The organism is Streptomyces lycii (assembly GCF_009735685.1).
In the GTDB taxonomy this organism is placed as follows: Bacteria; Actinomycetota; Actinomycetes; order Streptomycetales; family Streptomycetaceae; genus Streptomyces; species Streptomyces lycii.
In genome coordinates, this window is the sequence record NZ_WHPN01000039.1 from 1 (window position 1) to 16,634 (window position 16,634).

Annotated in this window: 17 protein-coding genes; 11 read left to right on the forward strand and 6 right to left on the reverse strand. The window is 73.1% G+C overall.

Going from position 1 to position 16,634, the window contains the following annotated elements:
* The first annotated feature begins 93 nt into the window (after positions 1–93).
* On the forward strand, positions 94–2,046 hold the full coding sequence (gene pknB / locus GCU69_RS02075) for a Stk1 family PASTA domain-containing Ser/Thr kinase (protein WP_156204963.1): 1,953 nt from the start codon (positions 94–96) through the stop codon (positions 2,044–2,046).
* 156 nt (positions 2,047–2,202) lie between these two features.
* Complete coding sequence (locus GCU69_RS02080; RefSeq protein WP_156204964.1) at positions 2,203–3,090, forward strand: deoxyribonuclease IV; 888 nt, start codon at positions 2,203–2,205, stop codon at positions 3,088–3,090.
* Positions 3,091–3,189: 99 nt separating this feature from the next.
* On the opposite strand, the gene GCU69_RS02085 is transcribed toward GCU69_RS02080, so the two are convergent.
* The gene (locus GCU69_RS02085) at positions 3,190–3,816 is read right to left on the reverse strand and encodes a sulfite oxidase-like oxidoreductase (protein WP_098751497.1); all 627 of its coding nucleotides are present in this window, start codon (positions 3,814–3,816) and stop codon (positions 3,190–3,192) included.
* Positions 3,817–3,974: 158 nt separating this feature from the next.
* Here GCU69_RS02085 and bfr point away from each other — a divergent pair, with 158 nt between their 5' ends.
* Positions 3,975–4,454 carry a bacterioferritin gene (bfr, locus tag GCU69_RS02090; RefSeq protein WP_098751498.1) on the forward strand — a complete coding sequence of 160 codons (480 nt, stop codon included), beginning with the start codon at positions 3,975–3,977 and terminating at the stop codon, positions 4,452–4,454.
* A gap of 199 nt (positions 4,455–4,653) precedes the next feature.
* Here bfr and GCU69_RS02095 read toward each other — a convergent pair whose 3' ends face one another.
* The 3 genes from GCU69_RS02095 to GCU69_RS02105 form a co-directional block, all read right to left on the reverse strand.
* A complete protein-coding gene (locus GCU69_RS02095; protein WP_170315758.1) occupies positions 4,654–5,010 on the reverse strand; it encodes a (2Fe-2S)-binding protein in 357 nt (118 codons plus the stop codon).
* Between the two features lie 137 nt (positions 5,011–5,147).
* Entirely contained in the window at positions 5,148–6,497 is a 1,350-nt protein-coding gene (locus tag GCU69_RS02100) for a class II 3-deoxy-7-phosphoheptulonate synthase (RefSeq protein WP_098751500.1), read from the reverse strand.
* A 235-nt stretch (positions 6,498–6,732) separates the two neighbouring features.
* On the reverse strand, positions 6,733–7,224 hold the full coding sequence (locus tag GCU69_RS02105) for an ATP-binding protein (RefSeq protein ID WP_235978151.1): 492 nt from the start codon (positions 7,222–7,224) through the stop codon (positions 6,733–6,735).
* 90 nt (positions 7,225–7,314) lie between these two features.
* On the opposite strand from GCU69_RS02105, the gene GCU69_RS02110 reads away from it, so the two are divergent.
* Genes GCU69_RS02110 through GCU69_RS02120 form a run of 3 tightly spaced genes read left to right on the forward strand, consistent with a single transcriptional unit; the run spans position 7,315 to position 9,282 of the window.
* Complete coding sequence (locus GCU69_RS02110) at positions 7,315–8,139, forward strand: helix-turn-helix domain-containing protein (RefSeq protein WP_156204965.1); 825 nt, start codon at positions 7,315–7,317, stop codon at positions 8,137–8,139.
* The gene (locus GCU69_RS02115) at positions 8,123–8,395 is read left to right on the forward strand and encodes a DUF397 domain-containing protein (protein WP_156204966.1); all 273 of its coding nucleotides are present in this window, start codon (positions 8,123–8,125) and stop codon (positions 8,393–8,395) included. Before GCU69_RS02110 ends, GCU69_RS02115 begins: the two co-directional genes overlap by 17 nt.
* 47 nt (positions 8,396–8,442) lie before the next feature.
* Positions 8,443–9,282 (forward strand): class I SAM-dependent methyltransferase, encoded by an 840-nt coding sequence (locus tag GCU69_RS02120; protein WP_156204967.1) that lies wholly within the window; start codon positions 8,443–8,445, stop codon positions 9,280–9,282.
* On the opposite strand, the gene GCU69_RS02125 is transcribed toward GCU69_RS02120, so the two are convergent.
* Positions 9,244–10,167, reverse strand: coding sequence for a LysR family transcriptional regulator (locus GCU69_RS02125; RefSeq protein WP_098751504.1), 924 nt, complete (start codon positions 10,165–10,167; stop codon positions 9,244–9,246). The genes GCU69_RS02120 and GCU69_RS02125 overlap by 39 nt on opposite strands.
* A gap of 122 nt (positions 10,168–10,289) precedes the next feature.
* Between GCU69_RS02125 and GCU69_RS02130 the strand changes: the two genes are divergently transcribed.
* Positions 10,290–10,643 carry a DoxX family protein gene (locus GCU69_RS02130; protein ID WP_098751505.1) on the forward strand — a complete coding sequence of 118 codons (354 nt, stop codon included), beginning with the start codon at positions 10,290–10,292 and terminating at the stop codon, positions 10,641–10,643.
* A 53-nt stretch (positions 10,644–10,696) separates the two neighbouring features.
* Here the strand turns inward: GCU69_RS02130 and GCU69_RS02135 are convergent, their stop codons facing one another.
* Positions 10,697–11,311, reverse strand: a complete 615-nt coding sequence (locus GCU69_RS02135; RefSeq protein ID WP_098751506.1) for a TetR/AcrR family transcriptional regulator — start codon at positions 11,309–11,311, stop codon at positions 10,697–10,699.
* Between the two features lie 71 nt (positions 11,312–11,382).
* On the opposite strand from GCU69_RS02135, the gene GCU69_RS02140 reads away from it, so the two are divergent.
* The 4 genes from GCU69_RS02140 to GCU69_RS02155 all read left to right on the forward strand — a co-directional run.
* Positions 11,383–12,006 (forward strand): peroxiredoxin-like family protein, encoded by a 624-nt coding sequence (locus tag GCU69_RS02140; protein ID WP_098751507.1) that lies wholly within the window; start codon positions 11,383–11,385, stop codon positions 12,004–12,006.
* A 404-nt stretch (positions 12,007–12,410) separates the two neighbouring features.
* The gene (locus GCU69_RS02145; protein ID WP_156204968.1) at positions 12,411–12,581 is read left to right on the forward strand and encodes a hypothetical protein; all 171 of its coding nucleotides are present in this window, start codon (positions 12,411–12,413) and stop codon (positions 12,579–12,581) included.
* Positions 12,578–13,996 carry a glycosyltransferase family 2 protein gene (locus tag GCU69_RS02150; protein WP_235978152.1) on the forward strand — a complete coding sequence of 473 codons (1,419 nt, stop codon included), beginning with the start codon at positions 12,578–12,580 and terminating at the stop codon, positions 13,994–13,996. The genes GCU69_RS02145 and GCU69_RS02150 overlap by 4 nt, the downstream gene beginning before the upstream one ends.
* Before the next feature lie 615 nt (positions 13,997–14,611).
* On the forward strand, positions 14,612–16,634 hold a 2,023-nt coding region (locus tag GCU69_RS02155; protein ID WP_156204969.1), incomplete at its 3' end, for an anthranilate synthase family protein.

Below are 16,634 nucleotides of genomic sequence, written 5' to 3' on the forward strand. Positions count from 1 at the left end.
CCGGGACACCCCGCTGTCACCGTTCGGCAGCAGTACGGCACCGGCCGCGCCCGGGGCGGCCGGAGTGCCGCCGGCGGATCGTAGACTCGCGGGGTGGACACGACCCTTCAGGATCCCCTGGTCGGGCAGTTGCTCGACGGCCGCTACCGAGTCGACGCGCGGATCGCCGTCGGCGGCATGGCCACGGTCTACCGGGGTGTCGACACCCGCCTGGACCGCGTGCTCGCCCTGAAGGTGATGCATCCCGGTCTCGCGGCCGACAGCAGCTTCGTGGAGCGCTTCATCCGCGAGGCGAAGTCGGTCGCGCGCCTCGACCATCCGAATGTCGTCGGCGTGTACGACCAGGGGTCCGACGGCCGTTACGTCTATCTCGCGATGGAGTACATCGCCGGCTGCACCCTGCGCGACGTGCTCCGGGAGCGCGGCGCGCTCCAGCCGCGGGCCGCGCTCGACATCCTGGAGCCGGTCCTCGCCGCGCTCGGCGCCGCCCACCGGGCCGGCCTGGTGCACCGCGACATGAAGCCGGAGAACGTCCTGATCGGCGACGACGGCCGGGTCAAGGTGGCCGACTTCGGCCTGGTCCGGGCCGTGGACACCAACACCACCGCCTCCCCGGGCACGCTGCTGGGCACCGTCTCGTATCTGGCCCCGGAGCAGATCGAGGACGGCACCGCGGACGCCCGCGTCGACGTCTACGCCTGCGGCATCGTGCTGTACGAGATGCTGACCGGCGCGAAGCCGCACTCCGGCGGCACCCCCGCCCAGGTCCTCTACCAGCATCTGCACGAGGACGTCCCCGCCCCCTCCGGCGCCGTGCCGGATCTCGCGCCCGGTCTCGACGGCCTGGTGGCCGCCGCCACGGCCCGGGCCCCGGAGGGCCGGCCGGCCGACGCCGTGGGGATGTTCGCCCTGACCCGGGAGACCCGGGCGGCCCTCACCGACGCCCAGCTCGACGCGGTGCCGCCGCAGGCGGTCTCCGTGGAGCACGACGGCAGCGAGGACCGTACGAGCGTGGTCCGCACGCCGCCCGGCCCGGAGAGCAGCACCCGGCGGCTGCGGACCCGGGCCGGGGAGGACGGGCTGAACCGCACCAGCCGGCTGACGGTCCCGCCGCCGGACGACGTCTCCGGCGCGTCCGCGGACCGGGGGGCGTCCCGCGCCGCGCGGCGTGCGGGCCGCCGCAGGCTGGTCACGGTGCTCACCGCCGTGCTGCTGGTGTTCGGCGTGGGCGCGGGCGTCTGGTACATCAACTCCGGCCAGTTCACCAAGGTCCCCGGTGTGCTGGGCGAGACCCGCGCCGACGCCGAGCGCGAGCTGCGTTCGGCCGGGCTGGACGTGGAGGTCCAGGAGGGCTTCAGCGATGTCGTGGACCGCGGCCGGGTGATCACCACCGACCCGGAGCGCGGCAGCCGGATCCGGGACAACGGCACCGTCACCGTCGTGGTGTCCAAGGGCCCGGACGTCGTGGAGATCCCGGACCTGGAGGGCGTACCGCTGGCGAAGGCCAAGTCCCGGCTCAAGGAGCTGGGGCTGGTGCCCGGTGTCGTCACCGAGAAGTTCGACGACAAGATCGGCCAGGGCTCGGTGCTGGCGACGCAGCCCCGCGCCGGTACGAAGCGCAAGCCGGACACCGCCGTCGCGATCACGGTCAGCAAGGGCGAGCCGGTCGAGACGCCGGACGTCATCGGCGACTCCGCGGCGGACGCCCGGCAGAAGCTGGAGGATCTGGGCCTGGAGGTGGAGACCGCCCCGGAGCGGGTCTTCTCCGAGGAGGACAAGGGCGCGGTCGCCGAGCAGTCCCCGGCCGACGGGTCCCGGCTCGCCGAGGGGGACACGGTGACGCTGACGCTCTCCAAGGGCCCGGAGATGATCGAGGTGCCGGACGTCGAGGGCGACAGCGCCGACGACGCCCGGCAGGAGCTGGAGGATCTGGGCTTCACCGTGAAGGTGACCCGGTACTTCTTCGGTGACACGGTCTTCGACCAGTCGGTCGACGGCGGCGACGAGGCCCCGAAGGGCAGCGAGATCACGATTCGCGTGCGGTGAGCGGTGCCCTTGGGACCGGAGCGGGAGCGCGGCCCGTGCGTGCCGCTCCGGAGGGGGCCTGCGTGAGCGGGCCCGGGGGTCCCGCGGAGCAGGCCTGCGGGCCGATCGTCACGGGGCGGTCGCCTGCCCGTCCCGGCGGCCTGGCACCCTTGAAGGGTGAACGACTCCCTCCCGCGCCGTGACCGCAACCCCGTCGGCAGCCATGTCCCCGTGGCCGGCGGGCTCGCCGCCAAGGGGCTGGCCTACGCCCGCGAGATCGGCGCCGAGACCGTGCAGGTGTTCGTCGCCAACCCGCGCGGCTGGGCCACCCCGGCGGGCAACCCGGCACAGGACGAGGCGTTCCGGGCCGGGTGCGCGGCCGGCTCCGTTCCGGCGTACGTCCACGCCCCCTATCTGATCAACTTCGGTTCGCACACCGAGGCGACCGTGGAGCTGTCCGTGGCCTCCCTGCGGCACTCGCTGCGCCGCGGCCGGGCCATCGGCGCGCTCGGCGTGGTCGTGCACACCGGGTCGGCGACCGGCGGCCGGGAGCGGGCCGAGGCGCTGGCGCAGGTACGGGAACGGCTGCTGCCGCTGCTGGACGAGCTGACCCACGACGACGACCCTCCGCTGCTGCTGGAGCCGACCGCCGGGCAGGGCGCGTCGCTGTGCTCGCTCGCCGAGGACCTCGGCCCGTACTTCGACGCGCTGGACCGGCACCCGCGGCTGGGCGTCTGCCTCGACACCTGCCACGCCTACGCCGCCGGCCACGACATGGCTGCGCCCGGCGGGACGAAGGCGCTGCTCGACGAGCTGGTGGAGACCGTCGGCGAGGGGCGGCTGCGGCTGGTCCACGCGAACGACTCGAAGGACGTCGTGGGCGCCCACAAGGACCGGCACGAGAACATCGGCAGCGGCCACATCGGGGCGGAGCCGTTCGCCGAGCTGTTCAGCCATCCGGCGACGGAGGGCGTCCCGCTGGTGATCGAGACCCCGGGCGGCACGGCGGGCCATGCGGCGGACGTGTCGAGGCTGAAGGAACTGCGGGACGGCACCGCGGGCTGAGCCCCGCCCGGCGGCGGAGCCGGATCCCGCGGCGAAGCCCTCCGGGCCCGGCCGCGTACGACAGCCTCAGGAGTCCGGGCCCGGCCGCGCACGGCTGCCTCAGAGTTCCGGGCCCTCCCCCGGCTCCTCCTGGTAGGAGTACCGCTGCTCGCGCCAGGGGTCGCCCACGTTGTGGTAGCCGCGTTCCTCCCAGAAGCCTCGGCGGTCGGCCGTCATGTACTCGATGCCGCGGACCCACTTCGGGCCCTTCCAGGCGTAGAGGTGCGGCACGATCAGGCGGACCGGGAAGCCGTGCTCGGCGGTGAGCGGGTCTCCGTCCTTGTGGGTGGCGAAGATCGACCGCTCGGAGGCGAAGTCGGAGAGCCGCATGTTCGAGCTGAAACCGTATTCGGCCCACACCATCACATGGGTGACGTCGGGCGCCGGGGGCGCCAGCTCCAGGATCTCCCGGGTGGCCACGCCGCCCCACTCGGCTCCGGGCATCGTGTACTTCGTGACGCAGTGCAGATCGGCGACGACGGTCGTGTACGGCAGCGCCGTGAACTCCTCCAGCGACCACCGGTCCCGCGCCGCGGCGTCCGCGAGCGCCCCGAAGATGCGGAATTCCCAGCGGTCGGGCTTGAACTTCGGAACCGGGCCGTAGTGGGTGACCGGCCAGCCACGCTGGAGACGCTGCCCCGGAGGAAGCTCGTACTGTTCCCTTTCGCGGCTTTCCGGCTGACCCATGTCTCCATGGTGACAGACCCGGGGACGTGCTCATGACCGGGGCGACACCGCCGGGGGCAAGCCGTACTAAGCCTGCACTTACTGGATCGCGCCTGGTGGCGATGCGAAGATGCGCGCGATTCGCCGTTCCTCTCCCGAGCCTGAAAGGAGCCGCTGCGATGCAGGGCGACAACGAGGTCATCGAGTTCCTCAACGAGCAGCTGACCGCCGAGCTGACGGCCATCAACCAGTACTTCCTGCACGCGAAGATGCAGGAGAACTTCGGCTGGACGAAGCTCGCGAAGTACACCCGGTCCGAGTCCTTCGACGAGATGAAGCACGCCGAGGTCCTGACCGACCGGATCCTGTTCCTGGAGGGGCTGCCCAACTACCAGCGGCTGTTCCACGTGCGTGTCGGGCAGACGGTCACCGAGATGTTCCAGGCGGACCGGCAGATCGAGGTCGAGGCCATCGACCGGCTGCGGCGCGGCATCGAGGTCATGCGCACGAAGGGCGACATCACCTCGGCGAACATCTTCGAGTCCATCCTCGCCGACGAGGAGCACCACATCGACTATCTCGACACCCAGCTGGAGCTGATCGAGAAGCTCGGGGAGCCGCTGTACATCGCGCAGCTGATCGAGCAGCCGGACAGCTGACACACGGATCCGGAGCGGGTCCGTTCCGGATCCGGACGGCTGACGCGCTGATCCGGACGGCGTACGCGCGGATTCCGCCCCGTCACGGGACCCACGGGCCGACCGGGCGGCTGCGGAAGGCCCGCCCGCGGATCACGTCGCGACGCGGTGGCCGGGTGCACGCGGTGGCCACGTGTACGCCGCCGTCGGACGCGAGCGCTCAGGCGGCCTCGGCCGCTGCCGGGGACACTCCCGGGACCGGCCGGCCGGGCAGCACGGCCGGTGCGGGCCGCTGCGCGGCTCCCCCTGCCGGACCCGCCGCGTTTCCGGGTACGGCGGCCGGAATCCCCGGGACCGCCGGCGGCCCGGCGGCGAGCACCGCGGGATCGCCGCTCTCGGCCAGTTCCCGCCGCGGGCAGGCGCCCCGGCCGAGCAGGGCCTGGATGCGGCGCACACAGCCGCCGCAGTCGGTGCCCGCCTTGCAGGCGGAGGCGATCTGGCGCGGGGTGCAGGCGCCGGAGTCGGCGTGCGCGCGGACCTGCTGCTCGGTGATGCCGAAGCATGAGCAGACGAACACGCCGTTCACCCCCGTTGCCTTTGCCGTCGCCGTAAGTAGTGAGGTAACCCTTACCTTACCCACACTCCGACGGCGCCCACAACGCGAGTGGGGCGCGGACCGATGTGATCCGCGCCCCACCCGTACCGTGCTCGTGGCTACTGGTCCCGGTACATCTCCGCGACCAGGAAGGCCAGGTCCAGCGACTGGCTGCGGTTGAGCCGCGGGTCGCAGGCCGTCTCGTAGCGCTGGTGCAGGTCGTCGACGAAGATCTCGTCGCCGCCGCCCACGCACTCCGTGACGTCGTCGCCGGTCAGCTCGACATGGATGCCGCCCGGGTGGCTGCCGAGGCCCTTGTGGACCTCGAAGAAGCCCTTGACCTCGTCCAGCACGTCGTCGAAGCGGCGGGTCTTGTGCCCGGACGCCGCCTCGAAGGTGTTGCCGTGCATCGGGTCGCAGGTCCAGACGACCTGCGCGCCGGAGGCGGTGACCTTCTCCACCAGCTCCGGGAGCCGGTCGCGCACCTTGTCAGCGCCCATCCGCGTGATGAACGTCAGCCGGCCCGGCTCACGGTCCGGGTCGAGCCGCTCGATCAGCGTCAGCGCGTCCTCGGGCGTCGTCGTCGGGCCGAGCTTCACGCCGATCGGGTTCCGCACCCGGGAGGCGAACTCGATGTGCGCCCCGTCCAGTTGCCGGGTCCGCTCGCCGATCCAGACCATGTGCCCGGACACGTCGTACAGCTGCCCGGTGCGGGAGTCCGTACGGGTCAGGGCCGACTCGTAGTCCAGCACCAGCGCCTCGTGCGAGGCGTAGAACTCGACGGTCTTGAACTCCTCCGGGTCGGCCCCGCAGGCGTTCATGAAGTTGAGCGCGCGGTCGATCTCCCGGGCCAGCGCCTCGTAGCGCTGGCCGGACGGGGAGTTCTTCACGAAGTCCTGGTTCCAGGCGTGCACCTGGCGCAGGTCGGCGTAGCCGCCGGTGGTGAAGGCGCGGACGAGGTTCAGCGTCGCCGCGGAGGCGTGGTACATCCGCTTGAGCCGCTCCGGGTCCGGGATCCGGGCGGCCTCGGTGAACTCGAAGCCGTTGACCGAGTCGCCGCGGTACGTCGGCAGGGTCACCCCGTCGCGGGTCTCGGTCGGCTTGGAGCGCGGCTTGCTGTACTGCCCGGCGATCCGCCCGACCTTCACGACCGGCACCGAGCCGGCGTAGGTCAGCACGGCGCCCATCTGGAGCAGCGTCTTCAGCTTGTTGCGGATCTGGTCGGCCCCGACGGCGTCGAACGCCTCCGCGCAGTCGCCGCCCTGGAGCAGGAACGCCTCGCCCTTGGCGACGGCCGCCAGCCGGGCACGCAGCTGATCGCACTCGCCGGCGAAGACGAGCGGGGGATACGACTCGAGGTCCGCGATCACATCGCGCAGAGCCTCGGGGTCGGGCCACTCAGGCTGCTGCGCCGCGGGCAGGTCTCGCCAGGTTTGGACACCGGCGGTGGATTCAGCGTTCACGGTCACGGCGCCAACCCTACGTGGCTCCGGCACCCCGTCCACCCGAATGCCCGGGATCTGAGACGGACCCCACTCCTCCTGCACAACCGCAGCCGTACGCTCCGCTTTCCCGGAACACGGCCCTCCGCGACGCCCCTCCCGGGGCCGGGCGGGCGCCGGGTCGCGGCCCGCCCCCGCGGCCCGCGCTCAGGGCCCGCCCCCGGGCGGCTTCACGGCCCCTCGGCGTCACGACTCGTCGGCGTCACGACCCCTCGGCGTCGAGTTCGAACCAGACCGTCTTGCCGCCGCTCTTCCCCTCCTCACCTTCCGGGCGCACTCCCCAGGCGTGGGTCACCAGCGCCACCAGCGCGAGCCCCCGGCCGGATTCCTCCTCGAACCCGGCCGTGCGCGGCCGGGCGGGCAGCACCGGCGAGCCGTCCCACACCTCCACGCGGACCCCGGCCGCCCGCCGCTCCACCGTGAGCACGCACCGCCGGTCCGGCACGTGCTTCGCCACGTTGCCCACCAGCTCGCTCGCCGCCAGTTCGGCCGCCTCGGCCAGCTCCCGCAGCCGCCAGAGAATGAGATACGCCCGTACGGTCCGGCGCACCAGCCGCGGAACGGCGGGGGTGAGGCGCAGCTCGACGCGGTAGCGCTCGGGGCTGTAGCTCTCGGGGCTGTAGCTCTCGGGGCGGTGCGCGCCGGAGGCGGGCACGATCGCGCCACCCGGCCGGATTGATTGTGTCGAATTCACGCCGCCAGGCTGCCCGTTGGCGACTACTGTCGGCTACGTATCGAATACAACGCGCCACGACGTTGTCGGCGCCGACCAGAGGGGGCCCTCGTGGCACACATCCGGGACCTCGACCCGGGCTCGTCCGCCCTGGCGTACTACGGCGCCGAGCTGCGACGCCTGCGTGAGGCCGCCGGCCTCACGCAGAAGCAGGTCGGCGACATCATCTACTGCACCGGTTCGCTGGTCGGCCAGATCGAGACCGCCCGCAAGGCCCCGACCCGGGAGTTCACGGAACGGGTGGACGCCGCGCTGGGTGCGGAGGGTGCCCTGATCCGGCTGTGGCCCCTGGTGAGCCGGAGCGCTCTGCCCGGCTGGTTTCAGCCGTACGCGGAGATGGAGGCGACGGCCACCACCATCTACACGTACCAGGCGCAGCTCGTACACGGACTGCTCCAGACCGATGCGTACGCGCGCGCTGTGCTCGGCGTCCTCAGCAAAGACCGTCTCGACGAGCGAGCGTCCGCCCGGCTGGAGCGGCAGTCCATCCTCCAGCGCAAGGGACGTCCGGTCTTGTGGGCGATCCTCGGTGAAGGAGTGTTGCACCAGGCGGTCGGCGGACCAGAAGTCATGCGAGGTCAACTGGCCCACCTGTTGAGCTATCGCCACGACGACTGGGTGCACATCCAAGTCCTGCCGTTCGCAGCTGGCACACACGCCGGCCAGTTGGGCTCCTTCAACATTCTGCGCTTCGACGACGCACCTGACATCGCCTACAGCGAGGGCTACGACGGGGGCCGAACGACCATCGATCCGCAACAAGTTGGCGACAGGTCACTCCGTTACGATCTGCTGCAAGCTGCCGCCCTGTCCCTGGACAAATCGGCAGACCTGATCGCCAGCGTGATGGAGGATCGCTATGGGGAACGCCCTTGACCTGGACAGCGCGAACTGGCGCAAGTCCAGCTACAGCGGCGACACAGGTGGCGACTGCATAGAGGCCGCCGCCCTCGGCAGCGCCCGGTGGCGCAAGTCCAGCCACAGCGGAGATACCGGCGGCCAGTGCGTAGAGGTCGCCGACGTGGACGGCATAGTCGCCGTCCGGGACTCCAAGTCCCCGGACGGCCCCGCACTCACCCTCTCCCCCGCCGCCTTCGCGGCCTTCGTCCGGGGCGCCATCTCCGACGCGTAGGCCGCCGGATCCGCTCCTGCGGCACGGACACGCCCTAGTGTGGCGCCATGCGCGACGACACGCCTGACGAAACCCGCCGTGTCGCCCTGAGCCGGACCTTCGACGAGGACGCGGAGCTGTACGACCGGGCCAGGCCCGGATATCCGCCCGAGTTGTTCGACGGCCTCACCGAGGTGGCCGGTATCGGCCCCGGCTGCCGTGTTCTGGAGGTGGGGGCGGGCACCGGCAAGGCGACCCTGCCGCTCGCCGAGCGCGGCTGCCGGATCACCGCCGTCGAACGGGGCGAGGCCATGGCCGCCGTCGCCCGGCGCAACCTGGCCGGGTTCGCAGCGGTGGAGGTCGTGACGGCGGACTTCGAGACCTGGCCGCTGCCGGAGGAGCCGTTCGACGCGGTCGTGGCGGCGACGGCGTTCCACTGGATCGATCCGGCGGTGCGGATGGCGAAAGCCGCCGATGCACTGCGGCCCGGTGGCGCACTCGCCGTGGTCGCCACGCAGCATGTCGCGGGCGGCAGCGAAGCGTTCTTCGCCGAGGTCCAGGACTGCTACGAGCGTTTCGACCCGGCCACTCCGCCGGGGCTTCGGCCCCCCGCCGCCGAGGACGTCGACACCTCGGCCCACGCGGACGAGGCCGCACGCAGCGGCCGCTTCGGCCCGGTCGACTTCCGGCGATACGCGTGGGACCTGGAATACACCACGGCGGAGTACCTGGACGTGCTGCGGACCTACTCCAACCACCGGGCCCTGCCACCGGAGACCCGAGAGGGGTTGCTGGACTGCATCGCCGGACTCATCGACAGCCGGTACGGAGGCCGGGTCACCAAGCGGTACCTCACGGAACTCCGGGTGTCACGGACCGCACCCGGCCTCCCCGCCGGGTGCGGTTGAGGCGACCGCCACGCAGCAGCGTACGAAGTCCCGTACGGCAGGCGTGTCGTCGTCCGCCGGGTCCCGGGCGACGCCGACCCGGCTGGGGGCGACTCCGGTGACGGGGCGGTAGACGACGCCGGGGCGGGCGTAGAAGCGGGCGGCGGACTCGGGGGCGAGGGCGATGCCGTAGCCGTTGGCGATGGCGCTGAGCCATTCGTCGGGCTGGTCGGTGACGGCGCCGACGCGGACGGGCCGGCCCTCGCGCTCTCCGGCGGCGAGCCAGTAGTCCCGCCAGGCGCCCGTTTCGGCCGGGGCGGCGACGAACGGCTCGTCCCACAGCTCCCGGAACGGAATCACGTCGCGGGCGGCGAGGGGGTGCGCCTCGGGCAGCGCCACGCAGCGGGGCTCGGTGAACAGGACGGTGACGCGCAGGGCGTCCTGGCCGGGGAACGGCAGCCGGACCAGGGCGACGTCGGCCTCCCCGTCGGCGACTCCGGCGGACGGGTTCGCCCAGGACGCCTGCCGCATCTCGGCGCGCCAGCCCGGCCGGCGGCGGGTGAACTCCGCGATGATGCGCTGTGTCGCCTCGTTGGCGGCGCTGGCCAGGAAGCCGACCCGCAGCACCCGGGCGGCCCGGCTCGCGGTGGCCCTGGTCTCGCGCAGCGCCAGGTCCCAGCCGGCCAGGAGTCCGGGGACCCGCTCCGCCAGCGCCCGCCCCGCTTCGGTGAGGGCCATGCCGTTCCGGGAGCGGACGAACAGCGCCGTCCCGACCCGGGTCTCCAACTGCTTGATCTGCTTGGTCAGCGCCGGCTGGGAAACGTACAGCCGCTCCGCGGCACCGGTCAGGTTCCCCTGCTCCGCCACGGCGGCGAAGTACCGCAGCAGCCGGGTGTCGATGTCCATGCCGACAGGTTATGGACGCAGGTATTGGACGGCGGGGGAACGGCACGGTGAGGCTTGAAGACGAGACACGGAGAGCAGCGCGCGACCGGCACCTTCGGCGCGCCCGACGGCAGGAAGAGCCCATGTTCACGACCTGTGTGGTCATCGTCGTCCTGGTTGCCGCGGCGAACGTCTGGAGCGCCGTCGTCGATCTGGTGAAGACGGATGCCGTGCTCGCCAACTCGGCGGAGGCGGGCGTACCGGAATCCTGGCTCCCGTGGCTGGCCGCGCTCAAGGTCGCGGGGGCCGCCGGGTTGCTGCTCGGCCTGCTCGGCGCCGACGCGCTCGGTCTCGCCGCCGCCGTCGGGCTCGTCCTTTACTACGTCTGCGCCGTCGGCCTGCACGTCCGCAGGCGCGTCTTCCACAACATCGCGTTCCCCGCCGTGTTCCTGGGCCTGGCGGTCGCCGCCCTCGCGGCCGGGGCCGTCGTACGGTAGCGCGGCGCGGAGCACGGCGGGGCGGATGGCCGCGGCCCGGAGGCGGCGCCGCGTCAGCCGTCGAGGCCCCGCAGCAGCGCCGCGAGGCCGCCGTGGAACTCCTGGTCCGCGCTGATGTTCCGGGCCTGCCGGGCCGCCTCGGCCATGTACGGGAAGCCGTCCGGCGCGAGCTGCGCGATGACGGCCGTTCCCTCGCCCGACAGGGCGCCGAGGTGTTCGAGCTGAATCGCCCCGATGACGTAGCCGAGGATGCCGCGCAGCGCGACGACCCGGCGCCGCCCCTCGAAGCCCGCCTCCGCGAGGATGCCGAGCACCGTCTCCCCCCAGCGCAGCAGGCCGGGTGACCGGTGCCGGTGGGTGAGCGTCAGCGGGACGACCGACGGGTGCGCGCCCAGTGCGTCGCGCAGCCGTCCGACCATGGTTCCGATCCGGTCGGGCCACGGCGCGCCGGGCGCCGGCGGATCGGTGACGACGGCGCCGAGGACCAGCTCCAGGACCAGCCCCTCCAGCTCCTCCCGGTCGTCCACGTACCGGTAGAGCGCCATCGTGCTCACGCCGAGGTGCTTGGCGACCGTGCGCATCGACAGGCCGGTGAGCCCTTCGCGGTCGATGACGGCCAGCCCGGCGGAGGCCAGCCGGGCGGGGGTGAGGGAGCGGGGACGTGGCATGGCGATTGACAGTTTACGCCGTACGCCTACGCTGTTAGGTGTACGGCGTACACCTAAACGGGAGGATCATCATGCGCACACCCCGAGGAGCGGTGGAGCCCGGCTCCGTCGTCGCCCCGCGCGAACTCGCGTCCGTCTCCGGGCCCCCGGTGGCCGTGCCGGGGCCCGGTCGGCTGACCCATCTGCAGTTCCGCCGGTTCGCGGGCTGTCCGGTCTGCAATCTGCACCTGCGTTCGGTGGCCCGGCGGCACGATGAGATCGAGGCGGCGGGCATCCGGGAGGTGGTGGTCTTCCACTCGCCCGTCGAGGAGCTGGCGGAGCACGCGGCCGGCCTCCCGTTCACTGTCGTCGCCGACCCCGGGCGGCTGCTCTACACCGAGTTCGGGGTGGAGTCGGCGGCCCGCTCGCTGCTCGACCCGCGCGCCTGGGGACCGGTCGTCCTGGCCGTTGCGCGCGGCGGCTGGGAAGTGCTGCGCGGCCGGGAGCACCTCCCCGCCTCCAGGCCGAACGGGGGGCGGCTCGGACTGCCGGCCGACTTCCTCGTCGCGGACGACGGCCGGGTGGTCGCCCGCAAGTACGGCGAGCACACCTACGACCAGTGGTCGGTGGACGAGCTGCTGCGCCTGGCGTCCGCCGGTACGAACCCGGCCGCCACCGGTCCACAGCCGCCCGTGAGCGGGCCCTCCGGCAACTGACACCGGCGCCGGGCACCGGCCGGCACCCACCCCGCCGGCCGGAGGCCCGGCAGGCCGCACGGCATCACGGCCGCAGGCAACCCGCACGAGGAACCACGGCCGCCGGACCGGCCGCACCGGCGGCACCGGCGTTCGGGAGGCGCGGCACCGCCGGACGACCCGGTGGTGCGGCCGCCGCCGGGCCTGGGCGCGCCGCGGTGCCGCGCGCACCTGCTCGTACGCCCCCGTCGTGCGGTGTTCGGCCGAACGCACCGCCTCGGCCCCCGTGGATGGCGAAATCTCGACGTTCCTCATTTCTCACTCCGGACACATGAGGAAGCGCACACGGCCGCGCCAGTATCGTGCCGCCGTCAAGCGTCGAACCTTCATTTGATTCTTCAATAACGCGTGTCCTTGGAGGGACCATGTCCGATCACGCCCAGATCGCCTCGACCGGCACAGCGGGGGCCATCACCCTCGGCGGGACGGTGATCGCGGGCTGGTGGCTGCTCGCCGTCGCCCTCGGGATCGTCCTGGTGGGCGCCCTGACCGTCCGTTTATGCTTCCGCAGCGGTCGCCCCGTGGGTGAGCGGTGACGACCGGCGGACCTCTCCCGGCCCCCTCGCTGCCCTCCGCCCGGCGGACCCGTCCGGTCACGGTCCTCTCCGGCACCCTGGTGCTGACGGCCACCGCCGCCTGGGCCGCCTTCCACGCGGTCGAGGCCGCCGACTACGGCAACGGCGCCAGCGGCCGTCTCGCCGCCGTCTGGATGGCCACCTTCCTGCTGCTCGCGCTCCAGACCCTGCTCTGCCACCTGGAGCGCGTCCCCACCCCGTCCCCCCGGACCAACCGCCGGCTGCGCGCCCTGCACGTCGCGGTGCTGATGCCCGTCTACAACGAGGACCCCGGCTACCTCCGGCTGGGACTGGAGTCCTTTCTCCGCCAAACCCGGCCGCCCGACTCCGTACACGTGGTGGACGACGGCTCGACACAGACCGACTACGCAGACGTACGCGCCTGGTGGCTGACCGCCGCCGCCCGGGCCGGGATCGGCACCACCTGGGAGCGGGTCCCCAACGCCGGCAAACGCCACGCCCAGGCCCGCGGCGTGCTGCGCTGCCCGCAGGCCGAGATCTTCGTGACCGTCGACTCCGACTCCTGTCTCGCCCCCGACGCGATCGAGCAGATCCTGCTGCCCTTCCACCGCCCGCGGGTGCAGTCCGTCGCCGGGCTCGTCCTCGGCACCAACCACCGGGCGAGCCTCCTCGCCAGGATCACCGACCTGTGGTTCGTCACCGGGCAGCTCGTCGACCGCTCGTCCCTGTCCGCCACCGGCAGCGTGCTGGTGAACAGCGGCCCGCTCGCCGCGTACCGGGCGGACCTGGTGCGCGACAACCTCGACAGCTACCTCAACGAGACCTTCCTCGGCCGCCCCGTCATGTTCTCCGACGACAGCATGCTCACCCTCTACGCGCAGATGCGCGGCGCCACCGTGCAGCAGCCGGGCGCGATCGTCTTCACCGCGATGCCCGAGCGGCCGGGCCACCTGCTGCGCATGTATCTGCGCTGGATGCGCGGCTCGACCATCCGGTCGCTGTGGCGGCTGCGCTATCTGTCACTGGCCCGCTGGGCGTACTGGGCGCATCTGATGCGCTGGTTCCAGACCGTGCTGTCCGTGTCGGTGCTGCTGTGGCTGCTGGGTGTCGAACCGCTGGTGTACGGGCACACCCCGCCCGCCGCGCTGCTGTTCGTACCGTTCCTGATCGGCTGGGCGCAGGGGCTGCGCTATCTGTGCGTCAGCCGCAGCGACGAGCCCGCCCGCTCCCGGATCCTGACCTGGCTGATGATGCCGCTCGCGGTGCTGCTGGCCTGGACGGTGCTGCGCGCGCTGCGCTGGTACGGCGTCGCGACCTGCGCCCGCACCGGCTGGGGCACCCGGCAGAACGGCGTCGAGGTGACGCTGGCCGACGGGCCGCCGCCCGGCACCGGAGACCTCGCCCCCGCGACCTGACGGCCCCGCTCCGTCCCCGGGGCCCGGAGCGGGACATCGGCCCGGAGCGGGACGGGGCGGCCCGGGGCGGTTCGTAGCGATTCGGAGCGGTTCATAGCGGTTCAGAAACGTGCCGGGCAGCCCTGGGCAGCCCCGGTCGGGGCCGGGCAGTGCCGGGCAGGGCGGATCGGCGAGGGGCGGAAGGGGCGGGCGCGGAGCCCCGGTCCCGGATGCGCGGGCGCCCGGGGCGGCCGTGCGCAACCCGGGCCCGGAAACGCCCGTGCGCCGGGCGGTGCGTGCCGGGCGGGTGTGCGCCGTGCGGTGCGTGCCGTGCGGCCGTGCTCCAAGCTGCCCGTGTTCCGACCTGCCCGTGCTCCGAGCTGTCGTGCTCCCGAGCAGTCCTGCGCCCCCGGGCCCGGGAAGCGCCGGTGCTCCGGGCGGCCGTCCGGTAGGGTCGCGGGCATGTCCGCGCATCCGCAGCTGAACTGGTGGTGGCCCGTCCGACCGGCGGCCCACCTCATCGCGCGCGCATAACCACGCAAGCCCGCGAAGGCCGCCCGAGGGGCGGCCTTCGGCATGTGTGCCGGGCGGGCCGTCCCTCCGTATCGGAACTCCGTATCGGAAGGAACACCCGCCATGGCACACCCACCCGGCTCACCGGACCGGGCGACTCCGCCCGGGTCCCCCGCCCCGTCCCACTCCCCCGGCGCGCTCGTCGCACGCCTTCTCGAACCCGGCTGCCCGCCGTTCGCCCTGCTCCACCGGCGCACCCCCGGGCACGCCCCGGACCGCGTCGAGGCGCTGGTCGGGCCGGTCTCCCACGCCGAGCGGCTCGCCGACATCCCGCTCGGCGACGGGGCTCCCGGCGCGCCCGTCACCGACGCCCTCGCGCTGGTGCCGTTCCGGCAGATCCGCGAGCGCGGCTTCGACGTCCGCGACGACGGCACACCGCTCGCCGTACTGCGCCCCGAGGAGACGTACGAGGTCCCGCTCGGCGCGCTCCGCGAGGCGCTGCCGGGGCACGGCGTACGGGTCGAGGACGGCGCGTTCGACGTCACCGACGAGGACTACGCGGGCATCGTCGAGCGGGTCCTCCGAGAGGAGATCGGACGCGGCGAGGGCGCCAACTTCGTGATCCGGCGGACCTACCGGGGCCGGATCGACGGCTTCGGACCCGCCGACGCGCTCGCCCTGTTCCGCCGGCTGCTCACCGGGGAGCGCGGCGCCTACTGGACGTACGTCGTGCACACCGGCGACCGGACGCTGGTCGGCGCCAGCCCCGAGGTGCACGTCCGGATGTCCGGCGGCACGGTCGTGATGAACCCGATCAGCGGCACCTACCGCTACCCCTCCCCCGAGGACGGCGGCCCCACGGCGGACGGCCTGCTGCGCTTCCTGCACGACCGCAAGGAGGTGGAGGAGCTGTCCATGGTCGTGGACGAGGAGCTCAAGATGATGTGCACCGTCGGCGACCGCGGAGGGGTCGTCGTCGGGCCCCGGCTGAAGGAGATGGCCCATCTCGCGCACACCGAGTACGAACTGCGCGGGCGCAGCTCGCTCGACGTGCGGGAGGTACTGCGGGAGACGATGTTCGCGGCCACGGTCACCGGCTCGCCCGTGCAGAACGCCTGCCGGGTCATCGAACGGCACGAGCCCGTCGCCCCCGACGGCCGCGCCCGGGGCTACTACGCGGGAGCCCTCGCGCTCCTCGGCCGGGACGCGGGCGGCGCGCAGACCCTCGACTCGCCCATCCTCATCCGCACCGCCGACATCAGCCCCGCCGGGCTGCTCCGGGTGCCGGTCGGCGCCACTCTCGTACGCCATTCCGACCCGGCCGGCGAGGTCGCCGAGACGCACGCCAAGGCGGCCGGGGTGCTGACGGCCCTCGGTGTGCTGCCCGGGCACGGCAGCGGCGGGACGGAGCCGCCGAGGCTCGCGGACGACCCGCGGGTACGCGCGGCGCTGGACGCGCGGCGCGCCGGTCTCGCGCCGTTCTGGCTGCGGATGCAGCCGCCCCGCGACGAGCGGGTCCCGGCGCCCGGTGCGCTGGAGGGGCACGCCCTCGTCATCGACGCGGAGGACACGTTCACCGCGATGCTGGCGCATCTGCTGGGCTCGACCGGGCTGGACGTGACCGTGCGGCGGTACGACGAACCGGGTCTGCGGAAGGCCGCGCTGAGCCACCGCGGGCCGGTGGTCCTCGGCCCCGGGCCCGGCGACCCGTCGGACACCGCGGACCCCAAGATGCTGTTCCTGCGGGCGCTCACCGCGGAACTGGTGGCCGGTCACCGGCACGGGCTGCTCGGCGTGTGCCTGGGCCACGAGCTGATCGCGGCCGAACTGGGACTGGAGATCGTCCGCAGGGACGTGCCGTTCCAGGGCGCCCAGGAACGGATCGACTTCTTCGGACGGCCGGAGACCGTCGGCTTCTACAACACGTTCACCGCGCGCTGCGGGGACCGGACCGAGGCCGGACTCGCCGTGCGCCGCGTGGAGCTGAGCCGCGATCCGGCGACCGGCGACGTGCACGCCCTGCGCGGGCCGGGCTTCGCCGGGGTGCAGTTCCACCCGGAGTCGGTGCTGACCCTGGACGGGTCGGGGGTCACCGCGGCGCTGCTGGCGGCGGCGCTGGTGGAGACCGGCCGGGAGCGGGGCGGCG